17 protein-coding genes are annotated in these 21009 nt (G+C 65.4%); 6 read left to right on the top strand and 11 right to left on the bottom strand.

All coding sequences use genetic code 11. From position 1 onward, the window contains the following. Positions 1–258 precede the first annotated feature (258 nt). A complete protein-coding gene (locus ACK4OE_RS09895) occupies positions 259–2220 on the top strand; it encodes a gamma-glutamyltransferase family protein (RefSeq protein ID WP_409884643.1) in 1962 nt (653 codons plus the stop codon). Positions 2221–2341: 121 nt separating this feature from the next. On the opposite strand, the gene priA is transcribed toward ACK4OE_RS09895, so the two are convergent. The 4 genes from priA to ACK4OE_RS09875 form a co-directional block, all read right to left on the bottom strand. Continuing rightward, on the bottom strand, positions 2342–4480 hold the full coding sequence (priA, locus tag ACK4OE_RS09890; protein WP_409884642.1) for a primosomal protein N': 2139 nt from the start codon (positions 4478–4480) through the stop codon (positions 2342–2344). Positions 4481–5215: 735 nt separating this feature from the next. Further along, complete coding sequence (hemE, locus tag ACK4OE_RS09885; protein WP_409884641.1) at positions 5216–6328, bottom strand: uroporphyrinogen decarboxylase; 1113 nt, start codon at positions 6326–6328, stop codon at positions 5216–5218. A gap of 173 nt (positions 6329–6501) precedes the next feature. Then, complete coding sequence (locus ACK4OE_RS09880; protein WP_409884640.1) at positions 6502–8082, bottom strand: MFS transporter; 1581 nt, start codon at positions 8080–8082, stop codon at positions 6502–6504. Between the two features lie 213 nt (positions 8083–8295). Next, on the bottom strand, positions 8296–8823 hold the full coding sequence (locus tag ACK4OE_RS09875; protein WP_409884639.1) for a MarR family winged helix-turn-helix transcriptional regulator: 528 nt from the start codon (positions 8821–8823) through the stop codon (positions 8296–8298). Positions 8824–8938: 115 nt separating this feature from the next. Between ACK4OE_RS09875 and ACK4OE_RS09870 the strand changes: the two genes are divergently transcribed. Both ACK4OE_RS09870 and ACK4OE_RS09865 read left to right on the top strand, forming a co-directional pair. After that, the gene (locus ACK4OE_RS09870; RefSeq protein ID WP_409884638.1) at positions 8939–9892 is read left to right on the top strand and encodes a tripartite tricarboxylate transporter substrate-binding protein; all 954 of its coding nucleotides are present in this window, start codon (positions 8939–8941) and stop codon (positions 9890–9892) included. Between the two features lie 10 nt (positions 9893–9902). Continuing rightward, entirely contained in the window at positions 9903–11243 is a 1341-nt protein-coding gene (locus tag ACK4OE_RS09865; RefSeq protein WP_409884637.1) for a sulfatase-like hydrolase/transferase, read from the top strand. Positions 11244–11295: 52 nt separating this feature from the next. On the opposite strand, the gene ACK4OE_RS09860 is transcribed toward ACK4OE_RS09865, so the two are convergent. Continuing rightward, positions 11296–12198, bottom strand: a complete 903-nt coding sequence (locus tag ACK4OE_RS09860) for a LysR family transcriptional regulator (protein WP_409884636.1) — start codon at positions 12196–12198, stop codon at positions 11296–11298. A gap of 157 nt (positions 12199–12355) precedes the next feature. Here ACK4OE_RS09860 and ACK4OE_RS09855 point away from each other — a divergent pair, with 157 nt between their 5' ends. Both ACK4OE_RS09855 and ACK4OE_RS09850 read left to right on the top strand, forming a co-directional pair. Beyond that, the gene (locus ACK4OE_RS09855; RefSeq protein WP_409884635.1) at positions 12356–13336 is read left to right on the top strand and encodes a TerC family protein; all 981 of its coding nucleotides are present in this window, start codon (positions 12356–12358) and stop codon (positions 13334–13336) included. Between the two features lie 8 nt (positions 13337–13344). Further along, complete coding sequence (locus ACK4OE_RS09850; protein WP_409884634.1) at positions 13345–13902, top strand: DUF2062 domain-containing protein; 558 nt, start codon at positions 13345–13347, stop codon at positions 13900–13902. Positions 13903–14018: 116 nt separating this feature from the next. Here the strand turns inward: ACK4OE_RS09850 and ACK4OE_RS09845 are convergent, their stop codons facing one another. From ACK4OE_RS09845 to ACK4OE_RS09830, 4 genes are all read right to left on the bottom strand, one after another. Next, a complete protein-coding gene (locus ACK4OE_RS09845) occupies positions 14019–14987 on the bottom strand; it encodes a Bug family tripartite tricarboxylate transporter substrate binding protein (RefSeq protein ID WP_409884633.1) in 969 nt (322 codons plus the stop codon). Between the two features lie 133 nt (positions 14988–15120). Next, the gene (locus ACK4OE_RS09840) at positions 15121–15393 is read right to left on the bottom strand and encodes a DUF2783 domain-containing protein (RefSeq protein WP_409884632.1); all 273 of its coding nucleotides are present in this window, start codon (positions 15391–15393) and stop codon (positions 15121–15123) included. A 14-nt stretch (positions 15394–15407) separates the two neighbouring features. After that, complete coding sequence (locus ACK4OE_RS09835) at positions 15408–17060, bottom strand: FAD-dependent oxidoreductase (RefSeq protein ID WP_409884631.1); 1653 nt, start codon at positions 17058–17060, stop codon at positions 15408–15410. 26 nt (positions 17061–17086) lie between these two features. Then, positions 17087–18046 carry an MBL fold metallo-hydrolase gene (locus tag ACK4OE_RS09830; RefSeq protein WP_409884630.1) on the bottom strand — a complete coding sequence of 320 codons (960 nt, stop codon included), beginning with the start codon at positions 18044–18046 and terminating at the stop codon, positions 17087–17089. 141 nt (positions 18047–18187) lie between these two features. Between ACK4OE_RS09830 and ACK4OE_RS09825 the strand changes: the two genes are divergently transcribed. After that, complete coding sequence (locus tag ACK4OE_RS09825) at positions 18188–19003, top strand: IclR family transcriptional regulator (RefSeq protein WP_409884629.1); 816 nt, start codon at positions 18188–18190, stop codon at positions 19001–19003. Between the two features lie 13 nt (positions 19004–19016). Here ACK4OE_RS09825 and ACK4OE_RS09820 read toward each other — a convergent pair whose 3' ends face one another. Both ACK4OE_RS09820 and ACK4OE_RS09815 read right to left on the bottom strand, forming a co-directional pair. Beyond that, positions 19017–20357: an O-acetylhomoserine aminocarboxypropyltransferase/cysteine synthase family protein gene (locus tag ACK4OE_RS09820; RefSeq protein ID WP_409884628.1), complete on the bottom strand. Its 1341-nt coding sequence runs from the start codon at positions 20355–20357 to the stop codon at positions 19017–19019. 97 nt (positions 20358–20454) lie between these two features. Continuing rightward, positions 20455–20970 (bottom strand): CoA-binding protein, encoded by a 516-nt coding sequence (locus tag ACK4OE_RS09815; protein WP_409884627.1) that lies wholly within the window; start codon positions 20968–20970, stop codon positions 20455–20457. Positions 20971–21009: the final 39 nt, after the last annotated feature.

The raw sequence follows: 21009 nt of genomic DNA, 5'->3' as shown, positions 1-21009 counted from the left end.
GCGGGCGGGTACAAGCTGTAAGAAATTGATAGCTGTCAGCGCTTTGCCAGTAAGCGCTAGAGGCTGTTTTCAATCATATTTTTCCTGTCATTTGATCGGCTCGCGTCTCTCTGCGACCTTGCCATTGCTATTGGGTGATGGCTGCTTTGCGAAATAGATATGACGGGAATATGACTTCGGCATGCTTTTTGCGCGGACGATGTGCGGTGGTCAGCGGATGGCCACACACAACGGACAACAACAGCAAGGAGTTCTGAAATGAAGGTGAAGAAAACTTGGCTTTGGGTGATGACGCCCGTGGCCCTTTCGCTGGGCCTGTATGGCTGCGGCAGTGGTTCGGATTCGGACCTGGCCGTCGACAACAACGCGCAAAGCTGCTCGGTGGTCTCCAGCTCCGGCTCTGCCGTGGTGGTGGGCTCGGGCGTGGCAGGCGACCCGGCAGCGCCCGAGGCCGCATCGGGCTACCGCCTGGGCTACAAGGCCAAGCAGTCGAGCAAGTACATGGTGGTGGCCAACACGCCGCTGGCCACCAAGGCTGGGTGCGATGTGCTCAAGGCCGGTGGCACGGCGGTGGATGCCGCGGTGGCCGTGCAGGCCGTGCTGGGCCTGGTGGAGCCGCAGTCCAGCACCATCGCGGGCAGTGCCTTCATGATGTATTACGACGCCCGCACCAAAAAGGTGGTGGCGTATGACGGCCGCGAAACTGCCCCGGCTGCGGCCACCGGCCACTACCTGGTGCGGCAAGATCAGGGCGATGCGTCGTCCCCTGCGCCGGTGCCCAATGCACGCCGCAGCGGCCGGTCCATTGGCGTGCCGGGTGTCATGCGCATGCTGGACATGGCCCACAAGGAACACGGCAAGCTGGCCTGGAACAAGCTGTTTGATGAAGGCGTCAACCTGGCGAGCAACGGCTACCGTATCCCCGGCCGCATGGGCTCTGCCATCAGCGGCAGCGCCAGCAGCCTGATGCTGGACAGCAATGCCGTGGCCGCGTACTTCAACGCCGACGGCACACCCAAGGCCACGGGCAGCATCACCACCAACCTGCCCTACGCGCAGACACTGCGCGCGCTGGCCAGTGGCGGGGCTGATGCCATGTACTCAGGCGCCATGGCCGAAGCCATCGTGGCCAAGGCCGCCCAGTCGGTCGGCGACGATGCGGCCAAGACGCCCATCACCCCCAGCCTGATGACGGTGAACGACCTCAAGAACTACCAGGCCAAGAAGCGCGAGCCGGTGTGCACCACCTACCGCGCCAGCTACTACATCTGCACCATGTCGCCGCCGTCCTCGGGCGGCATCGCCATCGCGCAGGGCTTGGGCATTCTGGAGAACTTCGAGCTGTCCAAATACGGCCCGGCCAACCCCACCAACGAAGGCGGCGTGCCCAGCGTGATGGGCGTGCACCTGGTGTCCGAAGCCGAGCGCCTGGCCTATGCCGACCGCGACAAGTACGTGGCCGACACCGACTTCATCCCGCTGCCGGGCAAGGGCGTGTCCACCATGCTGGACAAGGCCTACCTCAAGCAGCGCGCCGCGCTGATCAAGCCCGATGGCAACTCCATGGGCGTGGTCGCGGCGGGTGACCTGGGCACCGTGCCGCTGGGTGTGGACAAAACGGTGGAGTACGGCACCACGCACTTCTCCATCGTCGATGCGTACGGCAACGTGGTGTCGATGACCTCCACGGTCGAGTCGAGCATGGGCTCGTACCACATGGTGGGTGGCTTTCTGCTGACCAACCAGCTCACCGACTTCTCGGCCCAGCCTGTTGACAGCGCCGGTGTGCCCATTGCCAACCGCGTAGCCCCCGGCAAGCGCCCCCGCAGCACCATGGCGCCCACGCTGGTGTTCAAGGGCACTGAGCCCGGTGACTTTGTGATGGCCACCGGCTCGCCCGGCGGCGGCACCATCATCCAGTACGTGCTCAAGACGGTGGTGGGCGCGGTGGACTGGGGGCTGGACGCGCAGCAGGCCACGTCGCTGGTCAATTTTGGCGCCACCAACAGTGCCACCACCAACGTGGACGGCGCCAACACTGCGCTCGACCTCACGGGGCTGATCGACGGTCTCAAGGCCAAGGGGCACACAGTGAACAGTGGTGCGCAGTCCAGCGGTGTGTCCACCATCATGCGCGTGCAGCGCAACGGCCAGACCCGGCTGGAAGGCGGCGTGGACCCGCGACGTGAAGGCATCGTGCTGGGCGACGGGGCGCTGTAACCGCATGACGCGTTGATGCTGCGTCTGTCATAGCCAACGGGGGCTGCGTGATGAGCGCAGCCCCCGTTGGTTTTTGGGCGCCCGCTTGTGCGGCGCCTTGTCCATCTTGCGATAGGGTTCTTCAGATCGCCAGCGGGTCCACATCCACCAGCCACCGTATCAGCCCCTTGTGCTCGGACTGGCTGCGCGTGGTTTGCAGCACCGGTTGCCACGCGGCCAGAAAACGCTGCAGCGCAGCGCGGCTGGAGCTTTCCATCAGCATCTGGGCGCGTTCGACATTGGCCACGCGCTGAATGGTCAGCGGCACGGGCGGAAACAGGATGACCGTGCCGTCGGGCAGGCCTGGCAGCCCGGTCGCGTGCGCAGCGGCGGTGGCCGCGGTCAGAAAGCCTTGCGCTACGTCCTGGGTGCGGGCGTCGGCGCGCACCAGGGCCTGGTAGGCAAAAGGGGGCATGGCGGCCTCTTCGCGCTCTTTCAGTTGCTGGGCGGCAAAGGCGGGGTAGTCGTGCGTGCGCAGCGCCTCGAACACGGCATGCTGGGGGTGAAAGCTCTGCACCCACATCTCGGGCTGCGTGCCGTGCACCGCTTGGGCCGCCATGTAGGCCGCATCACGCCCGGCGCGGCCCGCCGCCTGCATCAGCAGTGCAAACAAGCGCTCCGACGCGCGAAAGTCGCTGCTGAACAATGCGCCATCGGGCTGCACGGCCGCCACCAGCGTGATGCGCCGAAAGTCGTGCCCCTTGGCAATCATCTGCGTGCCCACCAGCACATCCACCTCGCCCGAATGCACCTGCGCCAGTTGCGCCTCCAGCGCCCCCTTGGCCTTGGTGGTGTCGGCGTCGATGCGGGCGATGCGTGCGGGTGTGCGGTCGGGCCGCAGCACTTCGGACAGCAGAGCGCCCAGTTGTTCTTCGAGCTGCTCGGTGCCCCGACCCATGGGGTGGATGTCGGGGCTGCCGCAGGTGGGGCAGTGGTAAGGCACGCGCACGGTGTAGCCGCAGTGGTGGCAGCGCAGCGTGCGGTCGGTCTTGTGGAACACCTGGTGGGCGCTGCAGTGCGGGCAGTCGCTTTTCCAGCCGCAGTCCACGCAGTGCAGCACGGGGGCGTAGCCCCTGCGGTTGAGCAAAATCATGCTTTGCTCGCCGCGCGCTACGCGTTCGGTGATGGCGGCGAGCAAGGGCGCGCTGAAAACGGCGCGCCGCGGCTGCTGGTTCATGTCCACGCGCCGCACGCGGGCCAGGGCGCCCGCGCCAATCCGGCTGGGCATGTGCAGGCGCACGTAGCGGCCGCCCTCGGGGTCTTCGGGTGTGGGCGGTCGGCTGGCGTACCAGCTCTCCAGCGACGGCGTGGCCGAGCCCAGCAGCACCTTGGCGCCTTGCTCGCGCCCGCGCCAGATGGCCAGGTCGCGCGCCGAGTAGCGGGCGCCTTCTTGCTGCTTGTAGCTCGGGTCGTGCTCCTCATCGACCACGATGAGTTTGAGGCCCGGCAGGCTGGCAAACACCGCCATGCGCGTGCCCAGCACGATGCGCGCCGTGCCGCTGTGCGCGGCCAGCCAGCTTTTGAGACGCTGCGGGTTGGTCATGCCGCTGTGCAGCGACACCACGGCGCCCGCACCAAACCGGGGAGCAAAGCGGCCCACAAAGCGTTCTTCAAGCTGGGGTGTGAGGTTGATCTCGGGCACCATGACCAGCGCCTGGGTGGTGGGGTCGGCCTCCAGCATCTCCTGCACGCAGCGCAAATACACCTCGGTCTTGCCGCTGCCGGTGCTGCCAAACAGCAGGAAAGGGCCGGTTTCAGAGGAAATTCGGGCTCTAGCGCTTTCCTGCTCTGCGGTGAGTGCTATGTTTTGAATAGCGTCTGCATTGTCGCCAGCGGCTTTGACGGGGCGGCGCAGGCGGCGCGCCAGCTGCTCGGGGCGCAGGTCGCGCAGCTGCGGGGGCAGGGCGGCGGTGGCGATCTCGCCCAGCGCGCGCTGGTAGTAGCGCGCGGCAAACGCCACCAGGCGACGCCAGGGCAGGTCCAGCGGCGCCACGCCGTCCAGCACCCCGGCGATGGATCGCAGGGTCGCGCCTTCGGGCAGTTCGCCGGTGGCTTCGTCGGCATCCCACACCACGCCCAGCACCTCCCGGGTGCCCAGTGGCACGCGCACCAGCGTGCCGGGCGCGAGCGGGCGCTCACTGGCGTAGCTCAGCAGATCGCCCACACCGCTGTGGGACGGCGTATGCAATGCAACTTGGACGATGGCTGGATGGATAGGCACGAACTATGACGATGGGGCGGCGTTTGCGGCGGGTTGTGGATGTTGCGTAGAGCTTTGCAGGCTAAGTGGTTGATTTGACGAGGGTGTGTGAGTAATCCCGAATTTCTGTGGATAACTTTGTTGACATCCTGCCCGGACCCCCGCCCAACCCGCATGAATCCTGGGTGCGAACAGATTGCACAGAAAACCAGCACGCCCAAAAAATCCTTATGAATCAATCATCTGAGGAAATTTTGCTGCAAATTCTGTGCTATGGGCCTGAGAGCCATTCATGTTGCGTCGCATCAACTTTTGTGTGCATAAGTCGGACACCAACCATCCGTCAAGGGGGTGGCAAGCCCCAAATTTGTGCTAGCCACCCGGCGCCATGCTCACTCATTTTTTCGATTTACGCCGCAAGTGCTTGATTTGACTGGGAATTTAAGAGAAATCCAGAATTTCTGTGGATAACTTTGTGGATATCCATTGGGTTTGCACCGCAAACCCTTGAAAAATCGTGCTTTCGGTGGATTGCCTGTCAAAAAAGCAGGGAATTAAATGCTTTATGAATCAACCACTTACGTTTCTGGAAAGGTTTTTTTAGAAACCAGTGCACTGCCCGTGGTTCGCCGGGCATGTGCTCCAGTTTTGTGCATAAGTCGAAGGTGGGAAGCGCGGGAGCCTAGAGGCTGAAGTTTTTAACCGTTCAAGACAGGCGTGGATAAAAGCCGATCAGTCTCTCTGTGGCCCTGTCGCTCAGCCCAGCCGTTGTTTGCGCGAGTAGCCGTGCACCGCCTCCACCAGCGCCGACACATGCTCGGGCGGCGTGAACTGGCTGATGCCGTGGCCCAGGTTGAAGATGTGGGTGGGGCCGGTGGTGGTACGGTCTGTGTGGGGTGCGCCAAAGCTGTCCAGCACCTTGCGCACCTGCAACTCGATCTGCGCCGGGGGGGCAAACAGCACGTTCGGGTCGATGTTGCCCTGCAGCGCCTTGCCGGGGCCACCCACAGCGCCGCCCACCAGCGCGCGGGCCTTGGCCAGGTTGGCCGTCCAGTCCAGGCCCAGCACCTCGCAGTCCAGCGGCTTCATGTCTTCCAGCCACAGCGCGCCGCCCTTGGTGAAGACCAGGCGGGGCACGTCGGTGCCGTCCACCCCGGTGCGCTTGAGCTGCGCCAGCACGCGCGTGGTGTAGGCCAGGCTGAAATCTTGAAACGCACCATCGGCCAGCACGCCGCCCCAGCTGTCAAAAATCATCACGGCCTGGGCGCCCGCGTCGATCTGGGCGTTCAGGTAGGCGGCCACGCTGTCGGCGTTGATGGCCAGGATACGGTGCATCAGGTCGGGGCGGCTGTACATCAGGCTCTTGACCAGGCGGTAGTCGTCGCTGCCCTTGCCTTCGACCATGTAGCAGGCCAGTGTCCAGGGGCTGCCCGAGAAGCCGATGAGTGGCACGCGGCCGTTGAGCGCCTTGCGGATGCTGGTCACGGCGTCAAATACATATTGCAGCTTGGCCATGTCGGGAACGGCCAATTCATTCACCGCAGCCTCGTCGCGCACCACCTTCGCAAACCGCGGGCCCTCGCCCTCCGCAAACGTCAGGCCCAGGCCCATGGCGTCGGGCACGGTCAGGATGTCGCTGAACAGGATGGCTGCGTCGAGCGGGAAGCGTTCGAGCGGCTGCAGGGTCACCTCGGTGGCGTAGTCCACGTTGGTGGCCAGGCCCATGAAGCTGCCAGCCTTGGCGCGCGTGGCCTTGTATTCAGGCAGGTAGCGGCCCGCCTGGCGCATGAGCCACAGGGGGGTGTAGTCGGTGGCCTGGCGGCGGCATGCGCGCAGGAAGGTGTCGTTTTGCAGGGGAGCGAAGGTCATGCGGAGATTGTCGCAGGGTGGATCGCCAGCCGACCTGAGCTGAGTCATGCGCGCGTTGCGCCGCCTCGCGCAGCGAGTGCGGCATCCGCCAGCACCACCGTGGATCCGGCTTCGCCGGTCCACTGGAGGCGTCCCCCCTCAGGGGGGAAGACGCGCAGCGGCTCAGGGGGGAGCTATCTTTCAGCGATGTAGTGCGACATCTTTGCCGTCTCGCCCGGCGCCAAAAATGTGCGCACTTCCGTCTCCAGCGCCTGGTCGGCCATCGTGGCGCGGGCGCGCTGGTGCAGGTAGTCGGCCCAGGACGTGACGATGAAGCGCTCTACATAGCGCGAGGGGTCGCCCAGGTCTTTGTACACGCGCCAGAACGTGGCGCCATCGCGGCGGCGGGGGGCTTTCATGCGGCTGATGGTGTCCAGAAACGCGGCGTCCGCACCGGGTGCGATGCGGTAACCCACCTCCACCGCCACCGGGCCCGCATCGGGCAGGGGCTCGGCTTCGATAAAGAGTTCGTCCCAGGGCGTGGCCTGGGTGACCTCGTGCAAGGCGCCCATGCGCAGGGGCATGGGGCGTGCCAGCAGCAGGCCTGCGGTCATCAGCGCCGCCGCCACACACAGCGTGGGTGCCAGGCCCACGATGTCGGACGCCGCGCCCCAGACGGCCGAACCCATGGCAAACGCGCCCAGCGCCGCCACCATGTGCATGGCCACGGCGCGCGAGCGCACCCACTGCGGGGCACTGGCCTGCGTTGCGGTGTTGAAGGTGGACATGGCCGACATCCACGCCGCGCCCGCAAACAGCATGGATACATAGACCAGCCAGGCGATCTGCGTGAGGGCGGCCGCCAGCATGGCGGCGGCAAACACCACGCCGCCCACGCCGACGATGACTTCCATGCCGAAACGCGCCCTGAGTCGGCCCAGGAAAAGGCCCACGCACACTGCACCGGTGCCCATGCACCCCATAAGCAGGCCGAACCCCGGCGCCCCGGTGCCCAGTCGCTGCGCAATCACCGGCAGCAGCGCCCATAGGGCCGAGCCCGCGGCGCTGAACGCCATCACGCGCACCAGCTGCGCCAGGATCATGCGCGAGTGCCAGGCAAACCGCAGGCCGCTCAAAGTACCGCCCCACAGCCGCTCAGCGGGCAGTTTGGACGGCGGGTGCGCTTTGGGCGGCCAGCGGCGAATGGACTCCCACATCACCAGCGTGGTGGCCACCGTGACGGCAAACACCCACCCCGCGCCCAACTGCGCAAACACCAGCCCGGCCAGCGTGGGGCCCACGGCGCGCGCGGCGTTGTAGGCAATGCTGACGGCGGTGATGGCCTGGGGCCACTCGTCGCGCGGCACGGGGTCGATGACCGAAGAATTCCACGCCGGTGTCAGCACCGCCGTGCAGCAGCCGCAGATGAACACCAGGAACAGCACCGACGCCGGACCGCCCCAGCCACCCAGTACCAGCAGCGTGAGCAAGGTGCACGCACACACCTGCGCCATCAGTGCGCCCGATATCAAGCGGCGCCGGTCGGTGGTGTCGGCCAGCACGCCGGCGGGCAACGCCAGCAAAAACATCGGCATGAACACGGCCGTCTGCACCAGCGCCGCCAGAAACGACGAGCCCGTCAGTTCCACCATCAGCCAGGCGGCCGCCATGGACTGCATGCCGCTACCCACAAAAAAGATGCCGCCGCAAATCCACAGGCCCCGGAACGCGGGTTGGCGCAGGGGGCTCCACAAAGAGGTTGAGTGCGACGACATGGAGGATGTGGGGGGAGGAGAAAAGGTCTGGGTAGGACAAAGGGGATGGCGTACCGGTCGTTCTGGTCATGCTGGCGCGCCCCGAGTGTTCGAGGATATAGCCACATCCCTGTTTTGGGGCATCGTGTTCCGCTAGTCCCTTGCAGACCACAGCCCGCCTCTTGACCCAACGACTTAAGTCGTCACAGCCGCCGCGGCCGTTACTGCGACCACTTACTCTGTATGCCGCCCACCCCGCAGCCGGTAGGTACGCGGCACATCGGTGCGGCGGGCCACCAGTGCTTCCGCCCGCTGTTGCATATCGGCCAGCGCATGGTCTAGCGCCTGCACCGCACCCGCGTCCAGCCCCGCCAGCAGATCCAGGTTGAGCGCCTTCACCTGCGGGAACAGGTCGTCGTGCAGCGCCCGCCCCGCTGCGGTGAGCGACAGCACAGCCTGGCGCCGGTCGCCCGGCATCGCATCGCGTGTCAGCAGCTTTTTGGCCAGCAGCGACGTGATGGCGCGTGACGTGCGCGAGCGGTCCAGCCCCAGGCGCTGCGCCAGTTCAGCCGGTGGCATGCCGGGGTGCTGCGCCAGCATCATCAGCAGCCCCCACTCGCGCCGCGTGATGCCGTAGCCCCCTTCGCACAGCCGCACCACCAGGCTGCCCGCCACGGCCAGCAGGCGGTTCAGGCGGTACATCAGCAGGTCGTTGGCGGCCACCGGGTGCGTCAGGCGCTGGCCAGGCTCAGGGGTGGGCATCAGGGTATTTCCGGGCAACAGTTGATTAGATCAATCGATTGTGTGGCCAATACAGTGCGCCCATCAACCTGCACGGTGGTGCAGGCCCGTCATTGCCCCTGGAGATGTTTCGACCATGTGGAAACCCCTTGCCTCTGTTCTGGCCACCGGGCTGGCCCTGGCCGCTTCCATCGCGCAAGCGCAAGAAGCCCCGCTGCGCATCGTGGTGGGCTACGCCCCTGGCGGCGCCACCGACCGCGTGGCGCGCATCGTGGCCGACAAGCTGGGCAGCAAGCTCGGCACGCCAGTCATTGTGGAAAACAAGACCGGCGCGGGCGGGCGCCTGTCGGCCCAGGCCGTCAAAGCCGTGCCCGCCAACCAGCCCACGCTGCTGCTGGCCAACCCGGCCGTGATGCTGGTGGCGCCCCTGGTGTTCCCGGACGCGGGCTATGACCCCGAGCGCGACTTCCGCCCCGTGAGCCACGTCAACAGCTACGAGTTTGGCGTGGCCGTGGCCAGCGCCGTGCCCGTCAAAGAACTGCCGCACCTCATGGCGTGGCTGCGCGCCAACCCCGACAAGGCCAACTTTGGCGTGCCTGCCACGGGCAGCCTGCCGCACTTTTTTGGCCTGATGGTGGGCGACGCCGCCAAGGTGCGCGCCGAGGTGGTGGGCTACCGGGGCTCGGCGCCGCTGCTTAACGACCTGCTGGGCGGGCAGATCCCTGTGGCGTTTGACACCTTCGACACCCTGCTGCCCCAGCACGAAGCCGGCAAGATCCGCATCCTGGCCGTGTCAGGCACCAAGCGTAGTACGCTGGACCCGAAGATTCCCACCTTCAAGGAAGGCGGCCTGGATGTGGCCGCGACCGGCTGGAACACCTTCTTTGCGCCCATGAGCATGCCCAAGGCCCAGGCCGAACGCCTGGCCGGGCTGATACATGACGTGATGAAAGACCCCGACACCCAGCGCAAGTTCGAGGCCGCCAAGATGGAGCCGGTGGTGGCGACCATGGCGCAGACCGAAGCCATGCTCAAGGCCTACCGCGCGCAGTGGGCGCCGGTGGTGCAGCGCTCTGGCTTTAAACCTTGAGGACGTATTCATGAGCGGCCAGCGCCCCAACATCATCTTCATCGTCGCCGACGACCTCGGCTACGCCGACCTGGGCTGCTATGGCGGGCGCGAGGCCGCCTTTGGTCCGGTATCGCCGGTGCTGGACCAGTTGGCAGCCAACGGTCTCAAGCTCACGCAGGGCTATTCCAACTCCCCTGTTTGCTCGCCCACGCGTTTTGCGCTGATGACGGCGCGCTACCAGTACCGTCTGCGCGGCGCGGCCGAGGAACCCATCAACAGTAAAAGCCGGGGCAGCACCACGCTGGGCCTGCCGCCCGAGCACCCCACGCTGCCGTCGTTGCTGCGCGCGTCGGGTTACCGCACGGCGCTGATGGGTAAGTGGCACCTGGGCTACCCGCCTGCGTTCGGGCCGCTGCAGTCGGGCTATGACGAGTTCTTTGGCCCCATGTCGGGCGGGGTGGACTACTTCACGCACTGCAGTTCTGGAGGTCAGCACGACCTGTACCTGGGCGAGGAGGAGAAGCAGCAGGACGGCTACCTCACCGATCTCATCACCGACCACGCACTCGACTACGTGCAGCGCATGGCGCCCGGCGCGCAGGCCGGTGCCCCGTTCTTTCTGAGCCTGCACTACACCGCCCCCCATTGGCCGTGGGAGACGCGCGACGACGAGGCGCTGGCGCAAGAGGTGAAGACGAACCTGTTCCACCTGCACGGCGGCAACATCGAGACCTACCGCCGCATGATCCACCACATGGACGAGGGCATCGGCCGCCTCATGGCGCTGCTGGAAAAGCAGGGCCTGGCGCACAACACGCTGGTGGTTTTCACAAGCGACAACGGCGGCGAGCGCTTCTCGGACAACTGGCCGCTGGTGGGTGGCAAGATGGACCTGACCGAAGGCGGCATCCGCGTGCCGTGGATTGCCCACTGGCCTGCGGTGATCGCCGCCGGCAGCGAGAGCGCCCAGACCTGCATGACCATGGACTGGTCCGCCACGATGCTGGACGCTGCTGGCGTGCCCGCTGCGCCGGACTACCCGCTGGACGGCCGCTCGCTGATGCCGTTGCTGCGCGATGCTTCTGGTGTCGCCGTGCACGACGAGCCCCCGCTGTTCTGGCGCATGAACCACCGCGGCCAGCGCGCCATGCGCCAGGGCGTGTGGAAGTACCTGCGGGTGGATGACAACGACTACCTGTTCAACCTGTCGCAGGACGAGCGCGAGCGCGCCAACCGCGCACCTGTGGAGCCCGAGCGGCTGCAGGCCATGCGCGAAGCATGGGAGGCGTGGAATGCGTCGATGCCTGCCATCCCAGGCGACGCCACGGTCAGCCTGGGCTATTCGGCCAAAGACTATCCACAACGCTGAAGTTTTAAGTGTTTTTGGCCTCTAGCGCTTTTCAGTATTGCGCTAATAGCTATCAATTGAGTAGCATTCCGCCGTGACCTGCCTCCAGCAGTCGCGTGAGCAGCGGGTGCATCACCTTGCGCGCGCTGAAGATCAGGTGGAACTGCTCCTGCACGTCGGTCGTGGTGCCTACCTGCACCAGCCCGTGTGTGGTGGCCAGGTGCTCGCCCAGCGATACTGGCGCGGGCATCACGCCCATACCGGTGGCGGCAAAAGTGCTCAGCAAAGCGCTGTCTTCAAATTCTCCGGCGATGAGCGGGCGGATGCGTTCGCGCTCCATCCAGTGGTCGATGCGTGCGCGCATGGCCGCATGGTCGGTGGGCAGCAGCACGGGCACCACGGCCAGGCTGTGCGGGAAGTTGTGGGCCGCCGCCTCGGCCCACAGCGGGGGCGCGTACCAGGCGATGGCGCTGGTGCCCAGCAGTTGGCTGGTGGTGCGCAGGGCAGGGTTGGGTGGGGCCGCGCGGTCGGCCAGCACGGCGTCGAGTTTGTGCAGGGCCAGCTCGCCCAGCAGGGGCTGGAACTCGCCCTCGTGGCACAACAGCCGCAGGTGCGGCTCGTCCAGCACGGGGGTCAGCAGCCGGTGTACGGCCAGTTTGGCAATGCCGTCGGAGATGCCCAGGTTCAGCCGCAGCGTTTGCCCGCTGGCGGCCTCGCGCACGCGCAGGGGCAGTTGCTCACCCAGCGCAAAGATGTGGTCCGCCTCATGCAGCGCGGCCACGCCCGCATCGGTCAGCACCAAATTGCGGCCTTCGGTGCGCAGCAGGCTCACGCCGAGCGACTTTTCCAGCTCGCGCACCTGGGCGCTGATGGTCTGCACGGCCATGTCCAGCCGTTCGGCGGCGCGGGCAATGCCGCCCTCTTTGGCCACCACCCAAAAGTAGAAAAGATGGCGGTAATTGAAGCTCTGGCTCATGGGTGCCCCTCAAAGTGAACTGTTTGGTTCGTAAAAACCGAACCAATACTACCGAAACCACAGGTTTTTAAGAAACGCTGACCACCCTACAGTCCGCTGGGTCAACGTTGGCGCACTCTGCGCCGCGCATACCAATTTCCCCTCGGAGTGAAGATTCATGGAAACCATAGGTACCTGGTGGATGTGGGCGGGTTTTGCCGTCTTTGTGATCGTCGCCATTGGCGTCGATCTGCTGGTGATGGAGCGCCAGGGCGCGCACAAGGTCACCATGGGCGAGGCCGTGCGCTGGAGCCTGCTGTGGTTCTCGCTGGCCTTTGTGTTTGTAGCCATTCTGTGGTGGTACCTCGACGGCAGCCAGGGCCGGGAGGTGGCCAACACCGTGTCGATGCAGTTCATCACCGGCTATCTGGTGGAAAAGAGCCTGTCGATCGACAACATCTTTGTGTTCTTGATGCTGTTCAGCTACTTTGCCGTGCCGCCACAGTACCAAAAGCGCGCGCTCATCATCGGCATCATCGGCGCCATTGTGCTGCGCACGCTGCTCATCCTGGCCGGTGCCTGGCTGCTGGCCACCTTCCACTGGCTGTTGTATGTGTTTGGGGCGTTCTTGGTCATTACCGGCGCCAAGATGTGGTTTGCCGCGGGGCAAGAGCCTGACATTGCCACCAACCCGGTGCTCAAGTTCCTGAAAAAGCGCATCCGCATCACCGACCAGTTTGATGGCGAAAAGCTCAGCACCATGGTCAACGGCGTCAAGCACTACACCCCGCTGTTCGCGGTGCTGGTGCTCATCGGCACCACCGACATCATCTTTGCGGTGGACAGCATTCCCGCCATCTTCGCCATCACGAACGACCCGTTCATCGTGCTCACTGCCAACATCTTCGCCATCCTGGGCCTGCGCGCGCTGTACTTCCTGCTGGCGGACCTGGCCAACCGCTTCCACCTGCTGGCCTATGGCCTGGCGCTGGTGCTGGTGTTCATCGGCAGCAAGATGCTGCTCATCGACCTGGTGAAGATACCAATCGGCTACGCGCTGCTGGTGACAGCGACGCTGATTGCAGGGTCCATCCTGCTGTCGCTGAGAAACTCGGGCGAAAGCGCCCACGGCGCTCCTGCAGCGCCCCGCAAAGACTGAACGCTGTGGTGAGCCAGACCCTGTGTTCCCTGCGCCGCTGGTTGCGTGGGCTGGAGCCCAAAGCGCGCACCTACCTGGAGCGCAGCTGGCTGGCGCAGTTCCAGCCCTGGCTGGAGCAGCGCGCATTGTTCCGCTTTCAGCGCCAGCCGCTGGCGCGCGGGGTGGCGGCGGGCATGTTTTGCGGGTTGATCCCCGGGCCGCTGCAGATTCCGGGAACGCTGCTGGTCTGTGCCTGGTTGCGCGGCAATATTGTGGCGGGCGGTGTGGCCACCTTCTATACAAATCCGCTCACCACGGTGCCGCTGTACGCGCTGGCTTTTTACCTGGGCGCGCTGGTGATGCCGGGCGAGCAGGTGTTGCCCGCCTGGGGCAGCGTGGCACCGGGCGGCGATTTGTCGGTGCAGGCGCTGGCCACGTGGGTGCAGGCCCTGGGCACGCCGCTGCTGGTGGGCCTGCCGACGCTGGGCCTGCTGCTGGCTGTGCTGGGGTATGCCACGGTGCAGCTGCTGTGGCTGGCACCCGCCCTGCAGCGCAAGCGGCGGCTCGCGCGCAGCCGCTGGGGGTAACCTTGAGCGCTTGAAGCGGGCGTTGCCTGAAACCAGCGGCCACCGCGCAAGGGCCGCCCCGCCGCGCTGGTGGCGTCCCCCTTCAGGGGGAAGGCACCGAAGGTGACACAGGGGGCTCAATCGAGTTTTACGCCCACCTTGGTGATCACGCGCCCCCATTTTTCGCGCTCCGTGCGCGCAAACGTACCCATCTGCGCGGGCGTACCGGGCATGGGCTCTACGCCCAGCGCCTGCAGGCGCGCCTTGGTGCGTGTGTCGGCCAGTGCAGTCTGCAAGGCCTTGCTGAAATTTGTCACGGCGTCGGCCGAGGTGCCCGTGGGCGCGACGATGCCTTGCCATGCAAACCCCTCAAAACCCTGCAGACCTTGCTCTGCCATGGTGGGTACATCCGGCATGGTGGGCACCCGCTGCGGGCTGGCCACGCCGATGGCCTTGACCTTGCCACCGTTGAGAAACGGGTACACCGTGGCGCTGTCGATCCACATGGCCGACACCTGCCCCCCAATCACGTCCTGAATGGCGGGCGCCGCGCCGCGATACGGCACATGGGTGAGCTTGAGGCCACTTTGCTCACGGAACAGCTCGCCCACCAAGTGGTGCGGGCTGCCAGGCCCCGCCGATGCCCAGTTCACGCCGTCAGGCATCCCCTTGGCCCAGGCCGTGAACTCCTTGAGGTTCTTGGCGGGCACGTTGTTGGACACCACCAGAAACATCGGAAAGCGCACCAGCAGGCCCACGGGTTGAAAGTCTTTTTCAGCGTTGTAGCTCAGCTTGCTGAACAAGAACGGGTTGGCCGCCAGCGTGGCGAAGTCGGCCGAGAAGATGAGGTTCCCGTAGTCCTTGTTGCGGGCGCTGTATTCGGCCGCAATGTTGGTGCCTGCGCCGGGCTTGTTGTTGATGACGATGGGGCGACCGAGCGTGGCCGACATCGACTCGGCAATGGTCCGCGCCACGATGTCCGAGCCGCCGCCTGCGGCATAGCCCACCACCCATTCGAGCGGCTTGGTGTCTTGGGCATGGGCCAACGGCAGGGCGCTTGTCATAGCGAGCCCGGCCAGGGTGGCGAGAAAGTGTTTGCGCAGCATGGTGGTTTGTCTCCAGTGGTGGGTTGTGAAAGGGCGAAGCGGTGCCTGCGCCGTCTGTGCGGCGCTCGGGCGGTGCGCGTGTCAGTCAATAACGCGATGGAAAGGGTTGGGACCGGCGTGTCCGGCTGGCGTGTCAGGCCGTGGTGTGGGTGGGCACCACGGGCATGATGGCCTTGAGTTCTGCAGCTGCAGTGGCAGCCATGGGTGCGGCGCTGTGCAGCGCGTTTCCACGCGCCAGTTGCAGCGCATGCAGCAGCGTCGCCTGGTGGCCGATGTGATTGGCCAGCAGCAGCACCAGGCGGGCGTTCATGGCGTGGCTGTCTGGCGTGGACAGGCCTTGGTGTGCCGTGATCAGCGCCTCATAAAAATCGTCGCAAGCCTGCAGATGGGGCTGGGTGTTCAGCATGTGCGGTTTCCTTGTCAGAGGCTGGTGGCCGTGGCGCGAGCCATTGCCGCGCGCACAGTCGATTCGGTAGGCATGCGCCAGCGCGCGCACACATGCTGGTCAGGGCGCACCAGGTACATGGTGCGCGGCAAGGCGTCCAGCCGCTGGGCGGCCAGGGCTTGGTGGTCGATCACGTCGATGCCGATCTGCAGCACCTTCACCTGCGGCAAGGCCTGTGCCCACGTGGGCGCGGGGCCAAACACCAGCAGCGTGAAGTTGTGCCCCAGCTCGCGCAGCAGCCAGGTGGGTTGGCCTTGTTTCGTCAACGGCGCATCCAGCAGCACGGCGCCGGGCACCTGCGTGCCTGCAAAAGCGTCGGTGTCGGGCGTGTTCAATGGCGATGTGTGCAGCGTGGCCGGCACCGAAAGGCGCCCGCTGTTGACGATGCGGCGTGCAAACGCGTGGTCGCGTGCCAGGTGCAGCGCGGCGTCGCGGAACAGGCGGCTCACCTCACTCTTGGGCGTAATGAAGTCCGTCGCGCGGGTCGAGTTGCACAGGTTCTCGTCGGCCGCGTATTCACGCTCGGGTCCGTAGGTGGCCAGCAGGGCAGCGCTGGCGCGGCCCTTGAGCACCCAGTCCAGCTTCCAGGCCAGGTTCTCGGCATCTTGCACGCCACTGTTGGCGCCGCGTGCGCCAAAGGGCGACACCCCGTGCGCGCTGTCACCCGCAAACACCACGCGGCCGTGCACAAAGCGGTCCATGCGCAGGCAGGCAAAGGTGTAGACGCTGGCCCAGTCCAGCTCGAACTGTGCGTCCTCGCCCAGTAGTGCCTTTACGCGCGGGATGATGTTTTCGGGCTTCTTCTCTTCCTCGGGGTCCGCATCCCAGCCCAGCTGGAAGTCGATGCGCCACACGTTGTCGGGCTGGCGGTGCAGCAGCACGCTCTGGTTGGGGTGAAACGGTGGGTCAAACCAGAACCAGCGCTCGGTCGGGAAGTTCGCCTCATCCGCCAGCTTCACATCAGCGATCAGAAAGCGGTCCTGAAAGATGCGACCCTTGCTCTCCAGTCCCATCATCCGGCGCATCGGCGAGCGCGATCCATCGCAGGCCGTCACCCATTGCGCGTCGATCTGGTAGGTGCCTTCAGGCGTCTCGATGCTGAGCAACGCTCCATCGTCCCGCGCGGCCACCGCCGTCACCTTGTTGTGCCAGCGGATGTCGATGCCCGACAGCTGCAGCGCGCGCTCCACCAGGTAGGCCTCGGCGTAGTACTGCTGCAGGTTGATGAAGGCCGGACGCTCGTGGCCCGCTTCGGGCAGCAGGTTGAACTCGTACAGCTGCTCGTCCTTCAGAAACACCTTGCCCACGTTCCACGACACGCCCTTGTCCACCATGCGCTGGCCCACGCCCAGGCGGTCCCAGATTTCGAGCGTGCGCTTGGCAAAGCAGATGGCGCGCGAGCCGATGGAGAGCTTGTGGTCGTTGTCCAGCACCACCACGTGTTGCCCCCGCTGGGCCAGGTCGATGGCGAGCGAGAGGCCGACGGGGCCCGCGCCCACGATCACGACGGGGTGCTGTGCGGGCGTGGCGCTGTCCTGGTCGGGCGAGCGCACATAGCCAAAGTCGATGGCCTGCAACTCGGCGCCGCTGGCTTGGAAGGCCTCGGCAGGGATGTATCTGGGGTTCATGTTCTTGTCTCCTCCGTCCCCTGCGCTCAGCCTTCCAACGACTTCCACATCTGCACGTCGCGTTCAGCCGTCCAGATGCGTGGGTCCGGGTACTGGGTCGCTTCGTCGTAAGCGCGAGTCACATCAAACGGCATGCAGTGGTTGAAGATCACCCAGTGGCCATATTTGGGCTGCAGCTTGGCAAACGTGGCCTCGTACACCTTGCGCAGGTCTTCGCCCTGGGCCGCGCTGGCCTTCACGCTCTCATACAGGTCGCTGATGAACGCGCGTGTGCCAGCGAGGCCAGCCTGCACCTGCTCGGGCGTCTGCAGCGCGGCGCCGCGGCCGGGCACCAGCTTTTCGGGCTTCAAAGCCGCCAAGTTGTCCAGCGTCTGCGGCCAGTCCTTGAAATACGCATCGCCCGCATACGGCGTGGCGTCGAACTCGACCAGGTCGCCGCTGAACAGAATCTTCTCCTGCGGCAGCCAGGCCACCGTGTCGCCCTTGGTATGGCCCCGGCCCAGCTGCAGGATCTGCACTTCGAGCTTGCCCAGCCACAGCGTCATCTTCTTGTTGAAGGTCATGGTCGGCCAGGTCAGGCCGTCCGGCACGCTCTCCACGTTCTGGAACAGGCGCGGAAAGCGGCCAATCTCGCTGTCTTTGTCGAACTGGCCGCGCTCCACGATCAGGTCGCGCGTGTCCTCGCTGGCGATGATGTGCTCGGCCCCATAGGCGCTGGCGCCCAGCACGCGCACGGCGTGGTAGTGGCTCAGCAGCACGTACTTGATCGGCTTGTCCGTCACCTCGCGGATGCGGCGGATCACGTCCTGCGCCATCACGGGCGTGGCCTGGGTGTCGATGACCATCACCGCGTCATCGCCAATGATGATGCCGGTGTTCGGGTCGCCCTCGGCCGTGTAGGCGTAGGCGTGGTCGGAGAGCTTGTCGAAGCTCACCTTCTTGACTTCAAGGTCGGCGGCGGAGGCAAAGGTTTTGGTGGTGGTCATGGGTGAGTTTGCTATGGATGAATGCGTTTAACTAAACGGAATGTTTTGATGTTAGTCACAACGTTCGTTAATGTCTAATGCATTTGTTTAGGTGAAAACCCGAAGAGGCAGGGCGACTGCTGCGCGGTGGACAATCACCCCATGCCCACCCACGCCCCCGACTTGCCCCGCCCCGACGACGAAGACGACAGCAGCCCGCGTACGCCGCGCGGCATCCAGAGCGTGGAGGTGGGCGGGCAGTTGCTGAAAGTGCTGGCGCGCACCGGTCGCCGCATGGCTCTCAAAGACCTGGCCCGTGCGGCGGACATGACGGCCGCCAAGGCCCACCCCTACCTAGTGAGTTTTGGCAAGCTCGGCTTGGTTGAGCAAGATGCAGTGAGCGGCCACTACGGCCTGGGCCCTTTGGCCATGCAGCTGGGCCTCATCAGCCTGCAGCAGGTGGACCCCGTGCGCCTTGCCATTGCCGAGCTGCCCGCCCTGGCGCAGCGCATCGGCTACACCGTGTCGGCCTCGGTCTGGGGCGACAGCGGCCCGGTCATCATCCGCGTCGAAGAAGGCCCTACGGCGGTGTACGTGGCGATGCGCCATGGCACCACGGCATCGGTGCGGCACACGGCCACGGGCAAGGTGTTTGCGGCTTTCGGCCCACGCGATCGCGCGGCTGCGGCGCTGGCGGCAGAGGGATTTGCGGGGGCACTGGACGAGTCTGCGTTTGCAGCAGAGCTGGATGCGGTGCGCCAACACGAGGTTGCGGAAGTCACGGATCAGCTTCTGCCGGGCATCAGCGCGTTGGCGACGCCGGTGTTTGACGGGTTTGGGCAGTTGGTGTTGTGCCTTGCGGTGATCGGGCCGAGCGCAACGCTACATACGGGGCCAACGAGTTCGGCAGCGCAGCATCTGAGGGAGGCGGCGCGGAGTCTGTCGCAGCGGCTGGGGGCGCCGGTAACCGCCGCGTAGTCGTCCTGGGCGATCAGGCCGTCGCCCGCCCCAGCGCCTGGTCCACATCCCACAGGATGTCGTCCAAGTCCTCAATCCCCACCGACAGCCGCACCATGTCCGCGCTCACGCCCGCACGGCCCAGTTCTTCTTCGCTCAGCTGGCGGTGCGTGGTTGATGCGGGGTGAATCACCAGCGTCTTCGCATCGCCGATGTTGGCGAGGTGGCTCAAAAATTCGCAGGCGTCGATGAACTTCTCGCCCGCTGCGGTCCCACCCTTCACGCCAAAGGTGAGGATGCCCGAAGCGCCGGGCGTGCCGTCCACCGTGCGGAACTGCTTTTGCGCGAGGTCGAAATACGGCGAATCCGGCAGCCCGGGGTAGTTGACCCACGCCACCTGTGGATGGCTTTGCAAAAACTTCGCCACGGCAAGTGCATTGCGGCAGTGTTCGCGCATGCGCAGGTGCAGCGTTTCGGCGCCCTGCAGCAGCTGCCACGCGTTCATGGGCGACAGCACGCCGCCAAAGGTGCGGTTGACCTCCATGCGCGCCTTCATGGTGTAGCCAAAGTCGCCAAAGGTCTCATAGAACTTCACGCCGTGGTACGCGCGGCTCGGCTCCACCATCTCGGGGAACTTGCCGTTGTCCCAGGGGAACTTGCCACCCTCCACCACCACGCCGCCCATGGTGGTGCCGTGGCCACCGATGTATTTGGTGGCGCTGTGCACCACGATGTCGGCGCCCAGCGCCAGCGGGTTGCACAGGTAGGGGCTGGCCACCGTGTTGTCGATGATGAGCGGCACGCCGTGCGCATGCGCCACCTCGGCCACGGCCGCGATGTCGAGCACGTTGACCAGCGGGTTGCCGATGGTCTCGCCATACACGGCGCGGGTGTTGGGGCGCATGGCGCGGGCAAAGTTCTCGGGGTCGGCCGGGTCCACAAACGTGGTCTCTATCCCTAAGCGGCTGAAGCCCACGCCCAGCTGCCCCACCGTGCCGCCATAGAGCGTGCTGGCCGCCACGATGTGGTCGCCGGTCTTCAGGATGGCCAGCAGCGCCGCCATCTGCGCGGCCATGCCGCTGGCGCAGGCCAGCGCGGCACGACCGTTTTCGAGGCTGGCGATGCGCTCTTCAAACACCGCCACCGTGGGGTTGCTGATGCGGCTGTAGACGTTGCCAAAGGTCTGCAGGTTGAACAGGCTGCTCGCGTGTTCAGCGTTGTCGAACACAAAGCTGGTCGTCTGGTGGATGGGCGTGGCGCGCGCGCCGGTCACTGGGTCGGGCTGGGCGCCCGCGTGGATGGCGCGGGTGCCAAAGCCGAAGTCGCGGTCGGCGCCGGAGGCTGCGGGGGTGCTGTTCGAGAGGGGCTCGGTCATGGCAGTGGCGCAGACGCTGCGCGGTGGTAGGGGTTGAAGATTTAAGCCAAATTGGCCTCTAGCGCTTATTCCATAAGCGCTAGCAGCTATTAATTTGCTAGTAAGGCAACTGCCGCAGGCGCTTGGCGCTGATGACCTTGGTGTTCACACCCATCCAGCCCAGCCCGCCAAACAGCCGCGCGTGTTCGATCTTTACGCAGCGGTTCTGAATCACTTGCAACCCCGCCGCTTCGGCGCGCAAACCGGCCACCTCGTTGAACACACCCAGTTGCAGCCACAGGCACTTTGCGCCGATAGCGATCGCCTCGTCGGCCAGCGGCGGGATGTCTTCGCTTTTGCGAAAGCAGTCCACCATGTCGATATTCACGCCCTGCGCTGCCAGGGCTGTCGCGGCCTCGGTCACGCTGCCATAAACCGTCTCGCTCAGGATCAGCCCGCCCTCGCGCGCCACCAGCGGATTGACCGGCACGATGCGATAGCCATGCGCCTGCATGTACTTGGCCGCAAAGTAGCTGGGCCGATGCCACTGCGGCGACAGGCCTACTACCGCAATCGTGCGGCAGTGGGTGAGCAGATCACGCAAGGTGCTGATGGTGTCGGGGGTGTGGAGCATGGGGTCAGTTTACGTATGGGCCAAAATAGCGCAGAGAAA

This window comes from Acidovorax sp. (assembly GCF_046314175.1).
Classification (GTDB): domain Bacteria; phylum Pseudomonadota; class Gammaproteobacteria; order Burkholderiales; family Burkholderiaceae_C; genus Acidovorax.
This window is presented reverse-complemented; position numbering and strand designations above follow the sequence as displayed.